We start from the raw sequence: 17,469 nt of genomic DNA on the forward strand, positions 1-17,469 counted from the left end.
CTAAATCATGAAAAAAACAAATATATTATTATTCATTTTGTTGGTAACAGGAATTATGCAGGCACAAGATCGCACACAACCAAAACCTGGAGCTTCACCAGTAGTAAACATCAAAAAACCACAAACTTTTGTTATGTCAAATGGCTTGAAGGTTATGATTGTTGAAAATCACAAGCTGCCAAAAGTTAGCTTCAGTCTTTCATTAGACAATGCTCCTTATGCCGAAGGCAATAAAAAAGGAGTTGATGACTTAACGAGTAGCATGATAGGAAACGGAAGTAAAAAATTAGCAAAAGATGCTTTTAATGAAGAGATTGATTTTCTGGGAGCTGATCTTAATTTTAATTCTCAAGGCGCTTACGCAAGCACTCTTTCTAAATATTCTAAACGAATTTTGGAATTGATGGCCGAAGGAGCTTTACACCCAAATTTCACTCAAGAAGAATTCGACAAAGAGAAAGCAAAATTACTGGAAGGGCTTAAATCTCAGGAAAAAAGTGTTCCTGCAATTGCAAACAGAGTTGTTGACGCACTTGCTTTTGGAAAGAACCACCCATCAGGAGAATACATGACCGAAGAGACGATTAAAAACGTAACTCTTGCAGACATTCAAGCCAATTACACTAATTATTTTGTTCCCGAAAACGCTTATTTGGTAATTATTGGAGACATTAAATACAAAGAAGTAAAACCAATTGTAGAGAAACTATTCGGGTCATGGCAAAAAAGAAGCAGGCCAAAACTGACGTACGCAGCACCGGAGAATGTACCTTTCACTCAAATCAATTTTGTTGATGTTCCCAATGCAGTACAATCGGAGATTTCATTAGTGAATACAGTGAATTTAAAAATGAGTGATCCGGATTTCTTTCCTGCTGTAATTGCGACTTCTATTCTTGGTGGTGACTTCAACAGTTACCTTAATATGAATTTAAGAGAAAAACACGCTTGGACCTACGGTGCCAGTTCTGTAATAGGAAGCGGAAAATACGTGACTAAATTAAGATCGACTTCGGCCGTAAGAAACGTAGTTACTGATAGTGCAGTAGTTGAATTTATCAAAGAAATCAAAAAAATACGTACCGAAAAAGTAAGCGAAGAATTACTGAGTGACACTAAAGCCGGCTACATAGGACGATTTGTTATGCAGGTAGAAAAACCACAATCAATCGCACGATATGCATTGAATATTGAGACGGAAGATCTTCCAAAAGATTTTTATGAAAACTACATCAAAACGATCAATGCGGTAACTGCTGATGATGTACTTCGTGCAGCCAACAAATATTTCCTTTTAGACAACAAACGAATCATTATTGCCGGAAAAGGATCGGAAGTAATTCCAGCTTTGGAAAAACTAAAAATTCCAATGTTTTATTTTGACAAATACGGTAATCCATTGGAAAAACCAGTTTTCAAAAAAGACATTCCTGCTGGCGTAACTGCGAAAAGCGTTATTGATAATTACATCAAAGCTATTGGCGGTGAAAAAGCGGTTTCTGCTGTAAAAACGATTGTAATGAACGGAACAACTACTATTCCACAAGCACCTTCTCCTTTAAGTTTTACTTCTAAGATAGATGCTAAAGGAAAATTAATGGTTGAATTAGCGATGGGGACCATGAGCCTGATGAAACAGGTGGTAAATGAAAAAGGAGCTTACGTAATGCAACAAGGGCAACGCCAAAACATCGAAGGAACAATGCTTACTGACATGAAAGCTAGCGCAACTACTTTTGAAGAATTATTGCTTTCTAAAAAAGAAGGATTGGTATTGGGCGGTATTGAAACAATCAACGGAAAAGAGGCTTATGCTGTAAAAAATGGAAAAACAACATTCTATTATGATGTGACTTCAGGATTAAAACTGGCTGAATCTAAAGTAATAGAACAAGGCGGTAAAACCATAACACAAACTACAAATTATGGAGATTACAAGGATGTAAAAGGAGTTAAGATTCCTTTTAACATCATTCAAAATGTAGGATTTGAACTGGACATTAAAATGTCTGATGTAAAAATCAACGAAGGTGTTTCAGATGCTGATTTTCAATAATCAAAACTTGAATTAGTGAATAAAGGCTGTCTTTTTAGGCAGCCTTTATTGTTTTATAAAGTTTCCGAATCTATATTGTTGTTCACCTGAATCTATCTTTTTCGAACTGAACACTGGATACTGAACACTATTTCTTAGCCGATAAATACACTCCGATTAGAATAATAAAGGCACCGAAAAACTGAACCGATGTAAGCATTTCATTGTCTAATAATCCCCAACAAAAAGCAACAACAGGAATCAAATACGTTACTGATGTAGCAAAAACCGGTGAGGACATTTGGATAAGTTTAAAGAACAGAATATTTGCAATTCCAGTTCCTACAACTCCAAGAACCATGATAAACAAAACGGATTCCTGCACTTTTACATCATGTACCACTTCAAAGAAACCAGAGAAAAACAAGATGATGAATGCCGGGAAAAACAACACCATAAAATTACCGGTAGTGATACTCAACGGACTCAAATCATGCAAATATTTCTTAATCAGATTCACATTGACAGCATAACATATTGACGCTATTAAAACCAAAATAGCATAATAATAATTTTGTTCCGGATGATGAATAGCACCATTCAAAATCAACAAAGCACTTCCTATTAAACCAATTAGAATTCCAAAAATCTGATTCCTTTTGAATTGTAATCCAAAAACCAAAGCTCCTAAAATCAATGTATTCAAAGGAGTCAGAGAATTCAAAATAGAACTCACGGAACTGTCAATTTCCGTCTGTGCAATCGCAAACAGATACGCTGGTATAAATGTCCCGAACATGGAAGTCAAGGCAATATATTTCCACTTGTACGCCGGAATTTTGGATAAACTTTTAAATCCTATCAGCACTAAAAAAACAGCTGCAAAAATAATTCGCAACGATCCCAATTGTAAAGCTGTTAAACCAATAAGTCCTTTTTTTATTAATATAAATGAACTTCCCCAAACCAAGGCAAGAACCATCAAATACACCCATTTTAACTGCTTCGATTCCATAAAGATTATTTTGCCCCAAAATTGTAATTATTTTATGAATTACTCCTCCTTTTTTTAATTAATTTTGCAACTCAGAAACACGCTTTTAATCTTTAAAATTTACATTATAATGAATTTCAAAAAATCAATCGTAACACTACTACTTACAAGTGTTTTATTTGTAGGCTGTAAAGAAAAATCAACTGAAATAGTTTCGAAAGAAATTACTGAAACAGCATCTCCAAAAGTTAAAAAAGAAATCGCAGCTGCCAATCTTCAAACAGCGAGTTTTTCTGTAGAAGGAATGACTTGCGCTATAGGTTGTGCCAAAACGATTCAAGAAGATTTAACCGGACTGGATGGTGTTCAAAAAGCAACGGTAGATTTTGACACAAAATTAGCCACCGTAACTTTTGACAAAACGGTTCAAACTCCAGAAAAATTGACTAAAGTTGTCGAAGCCGCCGCTGACGGGAAAACATATAAAGTTTCGAATATGAAGTCATAAATTGACTTTTACATTTCACAAAAAAAGCATTCGTTACTGGCGAATGCTTTTTTTATACAATACTATTTCCATTTCAAGGTTTCCAGCAGTCGCTGCATGTCATTTTTGATATAACTTGCCGCTGGCATAATGGAATCATAATTGGGTTTTGCATAGAAATAAACAGAACCTGTTACAAAATGTTTGGTGCTGTCCGTAGCGTAAAACTGGGAATTAGTTGCCGCATTTCCTTCTACCTGATAAAACATTCCATAAACCTTTTTGTCTGAATTCAAATACGGTTGTTCTAATATATCATCCGCTTTTATCACGTGTTTATAAGTCAATGTTTGTGCATCACGCAACAGTTCATTAATATTTTTCGCCACTGGCTTATAGGTAAGATAAATAGTCGCTTTCATTTTTGGATACGTAATCGTAAAACTACAATCGGCCTCTTTTTTAATAACTGCATCTGAATTCATTTCGAAAGCAAAAGGGCATTCGTTTTGAAAATTCACATATTTGGCTTCCGGATAATCCAATCGCAAATAGCTTGAAGGTTTTGGCAAGACATCATCTTTACAACTAAAACTCAAGAATGAGACTGCAATTATTGCCGAAAAAGCGATTATTTTTTTTAACATTTTTACTTATTCAATTGTTACTTTTATTTGTTTCACCCTTTTTTGATCCACAGCTTCTACTGTAAACAGACAATTTTCGAATGAAATTTTTTGATTTTTTTTTGGAAAATTTCCCAAAATTTCAAGAATAAACCCAGCCAGGGTTTCAGCTTCTCCTTTTTTGATTTCGAATAATTCCTCGTCTACATCAATTATTCTGTAAAAATCCTTGAGGTTTATTTTTCCTTCAAAAAGGTAATTTCTATCGTCAATTTGGGAGAAATTAATATTCTCATCGTCAAATTCATCACTGATATCCCCTACTATTTCTTCGATCACATCTTCAAGCGACACTAAACCTGACGTTCCTCCATATTCATCGACTACAATTGCAAGATGGCTTTTCATACTCTGGAAATCTTTTAGCAAATTGTCCAGTTTTTTATTCTCCGGAACAAAGAAAGGTTCCCGCAACAATGATTTCCAGTCAAATTCATTAGTATTAATATGTGGCAGCAAATCTTTGACATACAAAACGCCCTCTATCTGGTCTATATTGTCTCGATACACGGGAATTCTGGAATATCCTTTTTCTATGATTTTAGGACAAATAACAGCAAAAGATTCGTCTATTTCTAAAGCGAAAATATCGATTCGGGGACTCATCACTTGTCTTGTATCGGTATTTCCAAAACTTACTATTCCTTCTAAAATTTTTTGTTCTTCGGTAGAAGTTTCATCCGAAGCGGTTAATTCTAAGGCTTGAGACAATTGATCGACAGAGAAATTTGTTTTTTGCTTTCCTAATTTATTGTGCAAATAAATCGTGGCTGCGCGCATGGGCAAACTTATTGGCGAAAGCAATTTGTCCAAAAAAGCAATTGGATAGACAATCAGTTTAGCAAATTTTGTATTGTTTCTGCTAGCATATACTTTTGGCAAGACCTGACCGAATAATAAAATTAAAAAGGCTGCGGTCACTACTTCCAGAATAAATTTTAAAAGTGGTGCTGTTACTCCGGAAAAAATTGTTTTTCCAACAAATGAAAACAATAATACTATGGAAATATTAATGAAATTATTAGCAACAAGAAGTGTCGCTACCAGTTTTTTTGGTTTTTCTAAAAGTTCCGAAATAATTTTGCCTTTAGAATTATTTTCTTGTACCGTTTCATCGATGTCTTTTTGTGACAACGAAAACAAGGCTACTTCAGCGCCTGAGATTAATGCTGAACAAAACAGCAAAATGGCAATTCCTGTAAAGCCAAATACTATATTAGCATCAATAGCGTAAGAAAAAAATAAACTGGGCTCTGGGTCCAAACTAGTTAAGATTAATTAAACAATCAAAATGGCAGGTCATTAATAGGCAAGACATTATTTTCCGTATCAAAATTAGTGTTTTTGGCGACATCAGCTACAGGAATTTGTTTGTTGTTTTCACTGTCTTTTTTTGTGGAAAGAAAAGTGAATTCGGTTACCTGAATTTCGGTGGTGTGTTTTGTACTTCCATCCTCTGATTGCCATTGACGGGACTTTATGCGCCCTTCCACATATATTTTATCTCCTTTAGAAAGGTATTTTTCACAAAGTTCAGCCGCTTTATTGCGTACTACCAAATTATGCCACTCTGTAGAAGTGATTTTTTCATTGGTAGTTTTGTTTATATACACTTCGTTTGTTGCCAACTGAAATCTTCCGATACAGTTGCCACCGTCGAAATAATGCATTTTGACATCATCACCAAGAAAACCAATTAGCATAACCTTATTTAATGTTCCGTTCATTTTAGAATATGGTATTTTATCAAAGATACATTTTTTTAGAAACTCTATAAATCCTTTTCAATAAAATTATGAATCACAATTGGGAAAGGAAAAGTCTTCAAAGTTTCTCCATCAATTCCGTTTTCAATTGTTCCTTTTACAGATACTTTCCAAAACTTGATATGCAAATGCTGGTGTGACAATTTATGAATGATGCTTTTTTCGTTGTATTCTAACATGCTTATAATTTCGTATTGGTTGCCAAAATCCTTTTGAACCATAGCAACAACACTATCAAAATCTTCTGTCGCATCGGTTTCTATCAAAGGGAATTCATATAAGTTGTGCCAAATTCCTTTGTCCGTTCGTTTCTGGATAATTGTATTTCCCGTTTCGTCTTCAAGAACCAAATAATTAAAATATCGGTTCCTAACTTTTAGTTTTTTGGACTTTACAGGCAACTGATCGACTTTGTTTTTTTGCAAAGCGGCGCAACTTTCGTTAAAAACACAAATGCCGCAATTTGGACTTTTAGGAACACATTGCAACGCACCAAACTCCATAATCGCTTGATTGAACGTTGCCGGATTATCTTTTGGCATGAGTTCGAAAGCCAAAGCAGCGAATTTTTTTTTGGCGGAAGCCTGAGCAATATCCGTATCCATGTCGAAATAACGGGACAAAACCCGGAACACGTTCCCATCAACCACCGGAACGACTTCATTATAGGAGAAAGAAGCAATCGCCGCTGCTGTATATTCTCCTACTCCTTTTAATTTCAATAAGTCATTATAAGTTCCTGGGAAAACTCCCGATAAATCAAAAGCGATATGCTGTGCTGTTTTATGTAAGTTTCGAGCTCTGGAATAATATCCTAATCCCTGCCAAAGTTTCAAAACTTGTTCTTCATTGGCTTTCGCCAAATCAAAAACGGTAGGAAAAGCGGTTGTAAAAGATAAAAAATAAGGCATTCCTTGTGCAACACGCGTCTGTTGTAACATGATTTCAGAGAGCCAAATAGGGTATGGATTAGTGGTATTCCTCCATGGCAAATCGCGTTTATTTTGTAAATACCATTGTATTAGCAAGTTAGAAAAAATCATGTTTTAATTATTTGTTAGCAAAAGTAAAAGTTTATGTGATTAAAATTTAATGAATTAGCTTGAATAATTGTTTTTTAAATTCCTATATTTGCAAACTCAAAAAAATAGTACAACATTATAAATAGGAAAGAAAATGACGAAAGCAGATATCGTAGCAAAAATTTCAGAAAAATTAGGTCTTGAAAAAGGAGATGTACAGGCAACTGTAGAGACTTTTATGAATGAAGTAAAAAATTCATTAGAAACTGGAGACAATGTTTATTTAAGAGGTTTTGGAAGTTTTATAGTGAAGACTAGAGCTGAGAAAACAGGAAGAAATATTTCTAAGAATACAACAATAAAAATTCCTGCACACAACATTCCTGCATTTAAACCTGCAAAAGTATTTGTAGAAGGAGTGAAAACAAATAACGAAGCAAAATAACAATATTAATTAATCATAAAATCTACAAGATATGCCAAGTGGTAAAAAAAGAAAGAGACATAAGGTAGCAACGCACAAACGCAAGAAAAGAGCGAGAGCTAACCGTCACAAAAAGAAAAAGTAGTTTTAAACTACTTTTTTCTTTTTAAACGTTCATTGAAATTGAGAATTAGTAATCAGTATTCAGTTTTTAGTATTCAGTTAACTGCGTACTTACCACTGCAAACTGCCAGCTAATTTTCCCCGGGTTCAATACCTGTTAAAATATTGTTTAATCCATTTGTTCGCCTTGGCGAATAGATAAAAAATTTACAGTGTGAATAAAGAATTAATCATTAGATCTAGTTCTGAAGCCGTAGATTTTGCCTTATTAAAAGATGGAAAACTAATTGAATTACACAAAGAAGAAGAAAAAAGCAACTTCCAGGTTGGTGATATTTTTATTGCCAAAATCAGGAAACCAGTTGCCGGATTGAACGCTGCTTTTGTAAATGTAGGCTTCGAAAAAGATGCCTTTTTACATTATCACGATTTAGGTCCTAACTTATCTTCCCAACTGAAATTCATAAAACTTGTAAGCACAGGTAAATTAAAAGATTTCTCCCTAAAAACCTTTCAGTTTGAAAAAGAAATAGATAAAGATGGTACTATCACTGATATATTAAGTGCCAATCAATCTGTTTTAGTACAAGTCGTCAAAGAACCTATATCTACAAAAGGACCAAGAATTAGCGCTGAGCTTTCTCTTGCCGGAAGATTTATAGTTTTGGTTCCCTTTTCTGACCGCGTTTCTATTTCACAAAAAATAGAAGACAAAAAAGAAAAAGAACGCTTGAAACGATTAGTACAATCCATCAAACCAAAAGGATTTGGTGTTATTGTTCGCACAGTAGCCGAAGGCAAAAATACAGCCGAATTAGAAAAAGATTTGCAGAACCTGCTCAGCAGATGGACTGCAATGTGTAAAAAATTACCAACTGCTCATCATCCGTCCAAAGTATTAGGAGAACTCAACAGAGCCTCTTCGATATTAAGAGATGTATTTAATGATACCTTCAGCGGTATTCAGATTGATGATGAAGAGTTGTACAACCAAACAAAGGATTATTTGCAAGAAATTGCACCATCCAAACAATCAATTGTTAAGTTTTATCAATCAAAAGACACGCCTATTTTTGAGAAATACAACATAGAGAGACAAATCAAAACTTCTTTTGGAAAAACAGTATCCATGAGTAAAGGAGCTTATCTTATTATCGAACACACTGAAGCTTTGCACGTTATAGACGTAAACAGCGGAAACCGTTCTAATAAAGCTACCAACCAGGAAGATACCGCCATGGAAGTCAATATGATTGCAGCTGCCGAAATCGCAAGACAATTACGTCTTCGTGATATGGGCGGAATCATCGTAGTTGATTTTATCGATATGTCAAATCCTGAAAATCGTAAAGTGTTGTTCGATTTCTTGAAAGAAGAAATGAGCGACGATAAAGCTAAACACAAGATCTTGCCTCCTAGTAAATTTGGATTAGTTCAAATTACAAGACAAAGAGTAAGACCAGAAGTAAATATTAAAACTAGAGAAGAAGATCCAAACAATGAAAGTGGCGAAATTGAAGCGCCAATTCAAATCATTGATAAAATTGCTTTTGATCTGGAAAGAGTATTAAAAAACCACAAAGATGTTGTGCTTAATGTACATCCTTTTGTGGCCGCATACCTTACCAAAGGTTTTCCATCATTACGTTCAAAATGGTTTCTTGAACATAAAAAATGGGTGAAAATTATACCTCGTGATGCTTACACGTATTTAGAATATCATTTCTACGACAAAAAAGAAAATGCTGTCATAGAATAAATAAATAACTCCTCAAGAAATTGGGGAGTTTTTTTTTGCTCTTTTTTCAGGAGCTAATCCAGCTATCCGTTACAATCTTTTCTTTTTTAAAGAAAAAAAGAAAAGGATTTCTACTGCTATCCGGGCTAGTACCTTTAAGTAAACAGAATTATTTTCTTCTTTCCACAAAAAATCGCTTCATCAACTCCGAAGCTTCATTTGCCAGAATTCCAGAAACAACAGTAGTTTTAGGATGCAATTGTGTTCCCATTTTTACAAAACCCCGATTTTCATCGCTAGCGCCAAAAACAATTTTAGAAATCTGACTCCAATATAAAGCACCGGCGCACATCTGGCAAGGTTCCAGTGTGACATAAAGCGTGCAACCAATTAAATATTTACCGCCAAGATAATTCGCTGCTGCAGTAATAGCCTGCATTTCGGCATGAGCCGTAACATCAACCAGCATTTCTGTAAGATTATGACCTCTGGCAATGACTTTATTGTCAATTACAACAATAGCACCAACAGGAATTTCGCCTTTTTCGAAAGCCATTTCGGCTTCCTGCAAAGCTTTTTTCATAAAATATTCGTCGGTGAAAGGATTTATCATAACTACAAAAATAAGAATTCAATTCGTACATTTGCTTTATGTCAGATAATTTACTTTCAAACATCAATAACCCAACCGATTTAAGACTGCTTGATGAAGCCCAACTTCCTCAGGTTGCTCAGGAATTACGTGATTTCATTATCGATATTGTGGCTGCAAAAGAAGGACATCTTGGCGCCAGTTTAGGAGTTATAGAATTGACCATTGCTTTGCATTATGTGTTTGACACGCCAAATGATTTATTGATTTGGGATGTAGGCCATCAAGCCTACGGACATAAAATACTGACAGGAAGAAGAGAAAGTTTTCATACTAACAGACAATTGGGCGGTATTTCCGGTTTCCCAAAAAGAAGTGAGAGTATTCACGATGCTTTTGGCGTAGGCCACTCCTCTACTTCCATTTCGGCAGCTTTAGGAATGGCAATTGCCTCTAATTTGAAAGGCGATTTCAATAAACAACACATTGCGGTGATTGGAGATGCTTCTATCGCATCAGGAATGGCGTTTGAAGGATTAAATCACGCCGGAGTTACCGATGCTAATTTATTGGTTATTCTTAATGATAATGCTATTGGAATTGACCCAAGTGTAGGTGCTTTAAAACAATACCTCACTGCCGTAAAAGCAGGAAAAAATCCGAGGCAAAACAACATGATTAAGTCTTTGAATTTTAATTATTCAGGTCCAATAGACGGTCATGATATTTTTGCTGTCATCAAAGAATTGAAACGTTTACAAAAAACCAAAGGACCAAAATTCCTTCATATCATTACCACCAAAGGAAAAGGACTGCAACAAGCCGAAGAAAATCAGGTAAAGTATCATGCACCAGGGAAATTTGACGCTGCAACAGGAGAAATTCACATCAAATCCGAAGAAAATCTACCTCCAAAATATCAGGATGTTTTTGGCTTGACCGTATTGGATTTAGCCAAAAAAAATGAAAAAATTATAGGAATTACGCCTGCAATGCCATCTGGAAGCTCCTTGAAATTTATGATGGAGGCTTTTCCAAAACGTGCTTTTGATGTAGGAATCGCCGAGCAACACGCTGTGACTTTAGCAGCCGGAATGGCAACTCAAGGAATGGTCGTTTTTTGTAACATTTACTCCACTTTTTTACAAAGAGGATACGATCAGGTGATTCACGATGTGGCTTTACAGAATCTTCCAGTGATTTTTTGTTTGGATAGAGCCGGTTTAGTGGGAGAAGACGGCGCAACGCATCACGGTGTTTTCGATTTGGCTTATTTACGTTGTATTCCTAATATGATTGTTTATGCGCCTCGCAACGAAATAGCATTACAAAATATTTTATACACCGCACAATTGGGATTAGATCATCCTATCGCTATCCGTTATCCAAGAGGGCGCGGTGTTATTGCCGATTGGCAGACGCAACATCTTGGAACGTATAAAAAAATAGAAATTGGAAAAAGTGCTTGTATAAAAGAAGGTTCAAAAGTAGCCGTTTTATCCAATGGAACTATTGGCAATAATGTCACGTTGGCTATAGCCAAAATAAAGCATCCAGAAACCATTGCACATTATGACTTTCCATTTGTTAAACCATTAGACGAAAATGCATTGCACACCATTTTTACAGAATTCGCAACAATAATTACTATAGAAGATGGTGCCGTAAAAGGCGGTTTTGGAAGTGCGATTCTGGAGTTCGCCTCAAAAAACAATTATACTTCAAAAGTAACCGTTCTAGGTATTCCTGATGAGTTTATCGAGCAAGGAACTGTAGCTGAATTACAACAATACTGCAAAATTGACGTTAAAAGTCTTGAAATACTTTTTTCGAGTTATTAAAATAATTATTTTGCAACCTTAAACATAACTAGTCCAAAATGAAATTATTAACCTACACACTCCTTGTACTTACTTTTACAATCTCATTTAATAGTTTCTCCCAAGAAGTAAAAATCACATCATTATCTGATACACTTAAACCTATAACAACACTATCAACAGCAAACAAACCGTTGAAAGTAGCATTTAAAATACAAACTCTGACGTATTATCTTCCATTATCCCATTGGAGTAAAAAAAACAGTTTAGGTTTTGACATCTCTGAAGTTGCCTTTGTCAACTGGAGTGCAGGGGGAACAAGTTCGATTTCAGGATTGTTTAAAGGAAAATTCCATAGAGTTTACGCCAGGAGCAATTACAACTGGTCGAATGAGTTAATCGTTAAATACGGTTTGAATAAACAAGACGGGATCGACATACGAAAAACAGAAGATGCGATACAATTAAACTCCACATTTGGCTATAGAAAAGACACTCTTTCAAACTGGTATCATTCGGCTAAATTCAATTTTAATACACAATTCACAAATGGTTATGCGTATCCAAATACTGAAAAAGCAATCTCAAAACCTTTTGCGCCAGCTTATATTTTTATGGGTGTAGGTGCTGAAAATATTGATAAGGATAAAAAAAGAACATTTTATATCTCGCCATTTACATTTAAAACAACCTTAGTTTTAGACCAAAGATTGGCAGATCAAGGTGCTTTTGGTGTTGCCAAGGCTACCTATGACCTGGAAGGAAATCTACTCACCGAAGGAGAAAGATCAAAAATGGAACTCGGTTTTTTAATAACCAATAAATACAAAAAAGAAATCTTCAAAAATATCAATCTGGAAAATCGTCTAAGCTTATATTCTGATTATGTAAATCGTTTTGGAAACATAGATGTAGATTGCGACTTTCTAGTAGAACTTGTGGTGAATCAATATGTAAAAGCAAATATTGGAGCGCATGTTATTTATGATGACGATATCAAATCAAAAAGAGAAATTGCAGGAATACAAGTAACTGAAGGTCCAAAAACACAAGTACGACAAGCTATTGGAGTTGGAATCGAATATATATTTTAAAAAAAAATCTTGAAAATTATTTCAAGATTTTTTTTAAAATATAATTTATTAATTGATAATAACTTTTTCTTTATAATTCAGTGCTTCTCCTACTATTTCTAGAATATAAATTCCCTGAGTAAGTTGACTTAAATTAATATTTTTCTCATTAATAAACTCTTGTTTTACAGCTTTATAAACAATCCTACCATTACTATCAATCATTTTAATATCAACATCACCAATGTAGTTGTTAATTCTTACTGTAATTTCTCCTCTCGATGGATTTGGAAAAACTCTCATCACATCTTCGCTATCAAAATCATTAACAGCTAAAGAACAATTAGGTCCATCAGCAGGCCTGGTAAAATCTTCCACTTGGTCATTCCCTTTATTTTTATCACCAGCTGTTGCATTAACCCCCAAACCTCTAGCTGCAAATACTTCCCAAATCATACAATAATCCTGCCCTCCAGTTATTGCCTGATCAGCTGCTAAGATAGCATTTCTAGCATCTACAAAAGTGGGACTACATGGCTGTAATTTTATTCCATCTAAAACAATTCGCATCAATTTATTATTGCCTCCCTGACCTGAATATTTATTATTATCATACCCATATTTATTGATATAAGCCCACGTTAAATCCCATAACATAGTAGCCCAAACTGAACCAACACCATGAACCGAAGTCTTTTCAACACCATCATTATCAACAGATTGGTAATTATTAGTAAACACATATGTCATAGGATTGATGACTCTATCAGTTGAATAAGGATAATCTCTTATACCAAGCCCATCAGTAGATTCTGAAGAAACAAAAGTTCCGATTCCTCTTCTTGCTCCACCAAAATCACCTGGTTTAATTTGCATCATCAACGCAAACCAGTCAGACCAACCTTCCCCCATTTGATCAGTATTGCTCAAACAATTGGAATTATTAGGACCACCCGCTAAACGTATTGAAATCCCATGACCATATTCATGCGCAATAATACCATTGTCAAAATCACCATCTACATTTATAAATGGAGATGATTGTGCTTGTATTTTTACATTTACAGCCTCAGTCTTCATTTGATTTATAATAGTTTCCCCAATGGAACTACTAACACTAATAGCGGGTATATTTATTGTTGCATCTGCTCCAGACATAATCAAATCTGAATCAACATTATTTACAACAATCACTGCAATTGCTCCTGCATTTTGCGCCGCTTTTACCTTAACAACAAAATTGCAACTTCCTCTTCTTAAAATAACTATTTTTCCATTCAAATCAGCTCTATTAGAAGGAGACACACAGCCTTCTGATGTCCCTCCAAAACTATCAAGATATAGCACTAAATCTGATTGCAAAAAACTTGGTGTAATAGGCAAATCAACGCGTCCCGGATTAAAAGAATTCTGCTTTGCTACATAATTACCAGCTAAAATTGATGGTGAATTAACTATAATTGGTTTTATTTCAGGAGCTCTATTCCATAAAAACATTTGCATTCTACCTCTATTGCCATCAACTGGAACAGAAAAATTAGCATTATTCAAACTCATTGGCACAGCTAATGAACCATCTTGTGCTTCGGCAATAACATAATCACTAGATACACCTCCACGTCCATAATTGTTTTCTTGAAAATTACCGCTAGCTTCATCAAACCCATATTGATACCACACATCATGCATTATATTATTCATATAAAATAAATTCGTATTTGCAGCATCAATATATGTTCTTGCATCAACATTTGTACCTCCATAAGGAAAATCAAAAATCAAAGAATTTCCACCTTCAGGACTACTTGAAACAGTTGAATTATCTCCGGCAAAATCATCTTTGGCCCATACATTATTACCTCGTGTTATAGTGTAATCCGCACCATCTGCTCCGTCAACATCATGCCAGCCAAAAAGAGATGCTTTAGCATCCGAAGGATTTGAAATGAGTTGAAATGGGCTATGACTCGGGCTTTCATAATTGAATGGAATAACGCGATATGACCCTCCAACTGCTGCAGATGATGTCCCAGAATAAATTTGCTTATACGTTATATCATTGTTTATAATTGATAAGTCTTTCGTTGATGAATACACTTTATTTCTATCAAAATTACAAGAAATAACTAAATCATTTTTTTCCAATAATTTACCATTTAAAGCGTCTATTCTAACACTCCATAAGTGATCATGTACGCTGGTATGAATATTAAAATCCCAGGCCAAAATTAATTTATTGTCGCTTTCTTGGTGGTATACTAAATTTGCAATAACAGGTTCTTCAATGCCTAATCCATTACTCAATTTAAATTTATTTGACCCTAGATTTTCTATCACATCAAGTTTATCCTTAACAGTAATACCTAATTGGAAATAGGCTTTCACCAAAGCATCTACCGCAGATAAAGAGGGCGTTGTAGCATTTACTTTTTTTGAAACATCATCAATAATTCTTTTTTGAACATCAATTACTTTTCTGCCTTTTATTGAAAAATTTGAAACTGCCCTAAATATTTCAATTCCTTGATAACGTTGTATCACATAACAATTCTCAATTCCAGATGTTGTAAAACCTCCTTCACTTTGAATTGTCCACTCTTTGAAATCATGATTTGAAATGTTGTTCTTGGCATGAGATGTCTTTAAATAACTTTGAATTATTTCTTTGTTAGACTGAGAAAAAAGAAATAATGGGAACATCATTAATATGGAGAGTACCGTTTTTTTCATAAAATATTGATTAAAATATTTGGTTAAGATATGAATTAATTTTTCTTTCTACCATTAATAGTTTCAAATAATTCGAGTGCATTTCCATCAGTCAGCAGCGACACATAATGACAAATATGAAGTAATCTTCCATAAAGATTTTCCTTTTCTAAATGATGTTTCTCAGGCAACATTTTCAGGATTAAGGAATCATAGTTGGACGCATTTCCGTTGAATTTATTATTGAAAGCTGTTATGAATTTATCTAACAAGGTTTGTATAATTTGGTACCCAACAATTTCTTTCTCAATGACTTCACGGCTTTGGTAAATGTTTTTAACGCTGATTTTAATGATATCATCCATCTGCGCTTTATACTTACTTTTATCCATGATGGCAAACGGGAATTTACCATCCATAATTAATGCTTCATTTTCGATAAAAACTTTCACAGCATCATTAATTAAACTACCAATTGCCAAAGCTCGCAAATAACTGATTCTATCTTCTTTGGTTTCTAAAGTTTTGTATTTAGAGGTGTCAATACTGTCTTTTACCAATTTTATCAAATATTCCAAGGCAAAATCCTCCGAAACTAACCCTAAATTGATTCCGTCTTCAAAATCGATAATGGTATAACAAATATCATCCGCAGCTTCGACTAAATAAGCCAAAGGATGTCTTTCGAAACCTATATTATCTCCTGATTTATTTAGAATCAAACCCATATCAGCAGCCACATCTTGAAAAAAGACTTTATCAGTTTGAAAAAAACCGTATTTTTTATCTGCAATAGCTGCGGTAGGTTTTTTCGGCAGACTTTCTTTTGGATATTTCATAAAAGCACCAAGAGTCGCATAGGAAATTCTAAGTCCACCTTCAATTCCGGGGCGACCTGCTGTCAGTACTGAAAATCCATTCGCATTTCCTTCAAAATCAATTAAATCCTGCCACTCTTTGGCTGTAAGCTGGTCTTTGTATTGCTGTCCTTTTCCAATCGAAAAATACTCTCCAATCGCTTTTTCTCCTGAATGTCCAAAGGGCGGATTCCCAATATCATGCGCCAAAGACGCTGCGGCAACAATAGCCCCAAAATCATTCATATGATAGCCATGAACTTCTTTCAAATGTGGATATTTTTCTATGATTTTCTTACCAACCAATCGCCCTAAAGAGCGTCCTACTACCGAAACTTCTAAACTGTGTGTTAATCTGGTATGTACAAAATCAGTTTTCGACAATGGAATAACTTGTGTTTTATCCTGTAAACTTCTAAAAGCAGACGAGAAGATTATACGATCATAATCAACCTCAAAACCCAAACGGGTATCGTCTTGTTCTACACGCAATCTTTTGCCCTTGTCGCCTTGTCTTCTTAGTGATAAAAGTTGTTCCCAGTTCATTATGATTTATAATTTCAGATTAACGAATTTTGATCTCCGATTTAAAAGAACCAAAAATACATTTTATTTTAAGATTTTACCCCGCAATTAAAATTCTCTTAAAACAAAAATTCTAACTCAATCATTTTGCATTGTTAAATAGCCAATGCCGTACTGTGCTTGATTTCTCCCATCACAAAAACACTTTGCGTATTCCCGATATTTTCGATAGTGGATAGTTTATTCATCACAAAATCTTGGTAACTGGACATATCTTCCACCAGGATTTTCAACATAAAATCATAATCTCCTGCAATGTTGTAGCATTCGATAATTTCAGGAAGGGCAACAATATCTTTTACAAAATTACTCCCCACATTTTTAGCATGTTCCTTTAGTCGTACATTACAAAAAACAGTCATTCCAAGATTTAATTTTTTCTTATCAAGCAAGGCAACATATTTCATAATATAGCCATCTCGTTCCAGTCTTTTTATCCGCTCATAGACTGGTGTAACCGTCAGAAATAATTTACTTGCTAGCTCTTTAGTATTGATATTGGAGTTTTCTTGTAGGTGTTTTAAAATTTGTAAATCAATGTTGTCTATATTTTCCATA

At 34.6% G+C, this 17,469-nt stretch carries 15 protein-coding genes; 6 read left to right on the forward strand and 9 right to left on the reverse strand.

Annotation, left to right across the window (positions count from 1 at the left end; translation table 11 throughout):
* The first annotated feature begins 7 nt into the window (after positions 1–7).
* Positions 8–2,056, forward strand: coding sequence for a M16 family metallopeptidase (locus QLS65_RS02760; protein ID WP_282715069.1), 2,049 nt, complete (start codon positions 8–10; stop codon positions 2,054–2,056).
* 127 nt (positions 2,057–2,183) lie between these two features.
* Here QLS65_RS02760 and QLS65_RS02765 read toward each other — a convergent pair whose 3' ends face one another.
* Positions 2,184–3,050 carry a DMT family transporter gene (locus tag QLS65_RS02765; protein ID WP_282715072.1) on the reverse strand — a complete coding sequence of 289 codons (867 nt, stop codon included), beginning with the start codon at positions 3,048–3,050 and terminating at the stop codon, positions 2,184–2,186.
* 109 nt (positions 3,051–3,159) lie between these two features.
* On the opposite strand from QLS65_RS02765, the gene QLS65_RS02770 reads away from it, so the two are divergent.
* Complete coding sequence (locus QLS65_RS02770) at positions 3,160–3,537, forward strand: heavy-metal-associated domain-containing protein (RefSeq protein WP_282715074.1); 378 nt, start codon at positions 3,160–3,162, stop codon at positions 3,535–3,537.
* A gap of 62 nt (positions 3,538–3,599) precedes the next feature.
* Here QLS65_RS02770 and gldD read toward each other — a convergent pair whose 3' ends face one another.
* From gldD to mutY, 4 genes are read right to left on the reverse strand one after another with little or no spacing between them, the layout of a single operon-like run.
* On the reverse strand, positions 3,600–4,163 hold the full coding sequence (gene gldD / locus QLS65_RS02775) for a gliding motility lipoprotein GldD (RefSeq protein WP_121342914.1): 564 nt from the start codon (positions 4,161–4,163) through the stop codon (positions 3,600–3,602).
* 6 nt (positions 4,164–4,169) lie between these two features.
* Positions 4,170–5,465, reverse strand: coding sequence for a gliding motility-associated protein GldE (locus tag QLS65_RS02780; RefSeq protein ID WP_282710910.1), 1,296 nt, complete (start codon positions 5,463–5,465; stop codon positions 4,170–4,172).
* Positions 5,466–5,488: 23 nt separating this feature from the next.
* Entirely contained in the window at positions 5,489–5,929 is a 441-nt protein-coding gene (locus QLS65_RS02785; protein ID WP_282710911.1) for a single-stranded DNA-binding protein, read from the reverse strand.
* Between the two features lie 44 nt (positions 5,930–5,973).
* Positions 5,974–7,011, reverse strand: coding sequence for an A/G-specific adenine glycosylase (mutY, locus tag QLS65_RS02790; protein WP_282715077.1), 1,038 nt, complete (start codon positions 7,009–7,011; stop codon positions 5,974–5,976).
* Positions 7,012–7,144: 133 nt separating this feature from the next.
* On the opposite strand from mutY, the gene QLS65_RS02795 reads away from it, so the two are divergent.
* Entirely contained in the window at positions 7,145–7,435 is a 291-nt protein-coding gene (locus tag QLS65_RS02795) for an HU family DNA-binding protein (protein WP_066080765.1), read from the forward strand.
* 316 nt (positions 7,436–7,751) lie between these two features.
* Positions 7,752–9,296 carry an Rne/Rng family ribonuclease gene (locus tag QLS65_RS02800; RefSeq protein WP_282710914.1) on the forward strand — a complete coding sequence of 515 codons (1,545 nt, stop codon included), beginning with the start codon at positions 7,752–7,754 and terminating at the stop codon, positions 9,294–9,296.
* Between the two features lie 148 nt (positions 9,297–9,444).
* On the opposite strand, the gene QLS65_RS02805 is transcribed toward QLS65_RS02800, so the two are convergent.
* A complete protein-coding gene (locus QLS65_RS02805; RefSeq protein WP_282715080.1) occupies positions 9,445–9,888 on the reverse strand; it encodes a nucleoside deaminase in 444 nt (147 codons plus the stop codon).
* Positions 9,889–9,926: 38 nt separating this feature from the next.
* On the opposite strand from QLS65_RS02805, the gene QLS65_RS02810 reads away from it, so the two are divergent.
* Together QLS65_RS02810 and QLS65_RS02815 are read left to right on the forward strand one after the other, a co-directional pair.
* A complete protein-coding gene (locus tag QLS65_RS02810) occupies positions 9,927–11,708 on the forward strand; it encodes a 1-deoxy-D-xylulose-5-phosphate synthase (RefSeq protein ID WP_282715082.1) in 1,782 nt (593 codons plus the stop codon).
* A gap of 38 nt (positions 11,709–11,746) precedes the next feature.
* Positions 11,747–12,781 (forward strand): DUF3078 domain-containing protein, encoded by a 1,035-nt coding sequence (locus tag QLS65_RS02815; protein ID WP_282710917.1) that lies wholly within the window; start codon positions 11,747–11,749, stop codon positions 12,779–12,781.
* Between the two features lie 48 nt (positions 12,782–12,829).
* Here the strand turns inward: QLS65_RS02815 and QLS65_RS02820 are convergent, their stop codons facing one another.
* From QLS65_RS02820 to QLS65_RS02830, 3 genes are all read right to left on the reverse strand, one after another.
* Positions 12,830–15,490 (reverse strand): T9SS-dependent M36 family metallopeptidase, encoded by a 2,661-nt coding sequence (locus tag QLS65_RS02820; protein ID WP_282715084.1) that lies wholly within the window; start codon positions 15,488–15,490, stop codon positions 12,830–12,832.
* Between the two features lie 35 nt (positions 15,491–15,525).
* Positions 15,526–16,872 (reverse strand): dGTP triphosphohydrolase, encoded by a 1,347-nt coding sequence (gene dgt / locus QLS65_RS02825; RefSeq protein ID WP_282715086.1) that lies wholly within the window; start codon positions 16,870–16,872, stop codon positions 15,526–15,528.
* A gap of 134 nt (positions 16,873–17,006) precedes the next feature.
* A complete protein-coding gene (locus QLS65_RS02830; protein ID WP_282710921.1) occupies positions 17,007–17,468 on the reverse strand; it encodes an Lrp/AsnC family transcriptional regulator in 462 nt (153 codons plus the stop codon).
* Position 17,469: the final 1 nt, after the last annotated feature.

This window comes from Flavobacterium algoritolerans, from assembly GCF_030010385.1.
Classification (GTDB): Bacteria; Bacteroidota; Bacteroidia; order Flavobacteriales; family Flavobacteriaceae; genus Flavobacterium; species Flavobacterium algoritolerans.